The organism is Rhizobacter sp. P2_D12 (assembly GCF_056404395.1).
This window is the reverse complement of the sequence record NZ_JBFUEB010000240.1, coordinates 1-2,815: the sequence shown is the minus strand read 5'-3', so window position 1 is coordinate 2,815 and position 2,815 is coordinate 1. Positions and strand designations below refer to the sequence as shown.

Here is a 2,815-nt window from a genome sequence, read left to right as displayed (position 1 = left end):
CTTCCGGCACCGGCCCGGCCGGCGCCGCGGCGGCTGCCCGCCGCGACAGCCCCAGCGCCGCCGCGGCAGACGCCAGCACCGAGGTGGCGGCCCGCACGACGCGTTCGAACCAGCGCGGTGCGGGCGTGGCCGCCACCTGCGAGCGCACGTGGTCGACGTAGCGCAGCGCATCGAACTGCTGCGCGCCGCCCTGCAGCGCGTGCTGCAGCGTCGCCTGCCACAGCAGCTGGCGGCGCCCGGCCAGTTCGTCCTTCGATGCCGGCGCACCGGCCGCCACCGTCTCGATCCAGGTGTCGACCGCGCCCGCCAGGCCGGACGCGAACCACAGGCCCAGCACCTGCGGCAGCAGCGCGGCCGGCAGCGCCCGCACGATGCGCTGGCGCAGCAGCGCGCTGTCGCCCAGCCGCTGCAGCGTGGCCTTCAGCCATTCGCGATCGTGCTGCAGCAGCGGCGCCCAGGCCGGCGCGAGCGCGCGCAGCGGGTCGCTGCTTTCCGAGAACGCGGCACCGGCGTCCAGCGCGGCCAGCAGTTGCGCGCGCAGCAGCGGCAGCGTGTCGGTGCGCGGCGATGCGGCATGCGCCAGCGCCTGGTCGAGCACCGCTTCCCACAGCAGCGCCGCGCGGCCCGGGCCGGCGGCCGGGTCCACGGCCTTCAGCAGCCGCGCCGCGGCGGCCGGTTCGCCGGGCATCAGCGCATGCACCAGCGCGGCCAGCCAGCGCGCGTCGAACTGCGCCACCAGCCGGCGCAGCAGGCGCGGCCGGTCGCCCAGCGCGCGCAGTGCGCCCGCCAGCTCGGCGGCGCTGTGCTGCAGCACCTCGTCGCCCAGCCGCCGCGGGTCGTCGCCGCGGCCATGCCACGGCAGGTGGCCGTGCTGCAGGAAGTACAGCAAGGCCTCCAGCCGCGCCTGCGGCCGGCTGCGCTGCACGCCGCCGGCATGCCGGCGCGCCGCCGACACGCCGCCCGGCCCGCGCAGGTCGGCCAGCGCATCCTGCAGCCGCTCGCGCAGCCGCAGCGCCCAGGCCTCCTCCACGCCGTCGGCCGGCACCTCGCCGAGGTCGAGCGTGAGCGCGTCGATGCGCCACACCTCGTCGGGCGCGCAGGCCTCGTCGAACAACGCGTCGAGGATGCGCAGCGCCGGGCCCTGCGCGAACGCCGCGAGGCGCGCCTCGGCCTCGGGCGCCGGCAGGCCGCCGGCGAAGCCGACCTCGACGTGCAGGTGCTCGACCAGGTGGCTGTCAGGCATGGCCTTGCAGGAAGGGCTCGTCGCCCTCGCCTTCCTCGCGCCCATCGCGCCGTTCGTCCGGCTGGCGCAGGCATTCGATGACGCGGCAGGCGGCCGCGTCGGCCTGCTCGGCGCGGTGCCGGTCGCCGGGTGCCGCGGCCAGCGCGCGCCGCGCCGCGAGCCACGGTTCCCAGCAGGCCTCGAAGCGCTGCATCGCGTCGAAATCCAGCCACAGGCATTGCAGCGACAGGTGCGACGGGCAGTTGATGCGCAGCGTGTCCTGCGCAAAGCGGCGGAACGCCGGCTGCGCGGTGCGCGCGGTCCAGCCCGGCAGCAGCACGCTGACGCGCAGCGCATGGAAGCCGGCCGGCAGCGCCAGCCGCGCATGCGCCTGCCCGCCCGGCGCCAGCGGGCGCAACAGCACGTGCTCGACCACGTGCATGCCTTCGCTTTCCTGGTGCAGGTGCAGCAGGAAGAGCCGCAGGCTGCCGGCCGCGCGCCGCGCCGCGCCGGCGTCCGGGTGCTCGCCCAGGTGCCACCACCGGCCCTGCTCGTCCGGGCCGAGCACCAGCCGGTGCGGCGCCGACTCCAGCACGCGGTAGCGGTCGCGCCACAGCCCGGCGCGGAACAGTGCCTGCGGCAGCGGCCCCTGCAGCGCCGGCATGCGCTGCAGGTCGGCCTGCAGCTGCTCGCGCGACGCCGGCCGCTCGGCCTGCCCGGCCGCGACGCCGGCCTGCGCCAGCTCGGGCGCCACCTGCAGTGCCGTGTGCCGCGGCTGCGGCTCGGCCACCAGCGCGAGCTGCTGCTGGCGCAGCACCTGCGTCAGCGCGCGCGGGTGCCGGATGCGGAAGCCGAGCAGCAGCGATGCGCGGCGCTGCAGCCCGCTGCAGTTGGATTCGCCCGGCGGCCGGCCGGGATCGAAGCCGGCGGCGCGGTCGCGCGTCAGCCGGACGATGTCGCGCAGGTACGCCGCCTTGTTCTCCAGCAGCAGCGCCTCCAGCTCCTGCGGCGCGTGATGGCCGCAGAACTGGCGCATCGAGTTCTGCGTGTAGGTCTCGCCGTGCAGCGCCAGCAGGTGGTCGAGCGCGCGGCTCTTGCGCTGCGCATGGCGGTCGAACGGCGCGTAGACGGCCTGCTCGACCTCGGCCGGCGGCGCGAGCAGCAGCCGGTCGACGCCGGGCAGGCTGTCGGGGCCGATCAGCTGCGACCACAGCGCCTGGCGCGAGCCGCCGTTCACCGAGAACAGCTCGCGCAGGTGCTGCAGCTGGGCCAGTTCCTGCGCGATCACCTGCTCCATCATCAGCAGGTAGGTCTGCAACTGCTGCGCGCGCGCCCGTTCCTGCGGCGGCGCCGAGCGCGGCACGCCGTGCCGGCCGACGCCGTACACCGCCGGCAACAGCTGCTGCACCGAGTGGTAATGCTGCAGCTCGCGGTGCTCGCCGCGCGGCAGCGCGGCCGCGGCCCGCTCGGCCTGGTCGGCCTGCTGGCGCGCGCGGTTCGAGCGGCCGGCGGCGCGCAGGTCTTCGAGCTTGCGGCACAGGTCGGCCGGCGCGATGTGCACCGGGTTGCCGCGCCGCGTGACGGCCAAGGTGG

Annotated in this window: 2 protein-coding genes; both read right to left on the bottom strand. The window is 76.7% G+C overall.

The window, feature by feature from the left end; genetic code table 11:
• A partial coding sequence (locus AC1DYN_RS32040) for a contractile injection system tape measure protein (protein ID WP_477966766.1) occupies window positions 1-1,243 on the bottom strand: 1,243 nt, incomplete at its 3' end.
• Window positions 1,236-2,815 (bottom strand): hypothetical protein (locus AC1DYN_RS32035; protein WP_477966764.1); only part of this gene is annotated, 1,580 nt, incomplete at its 5' end. The genes AC1DYN_RS32035 and AC1DYN_RS32040, both read right to left, overlap by 8 nt.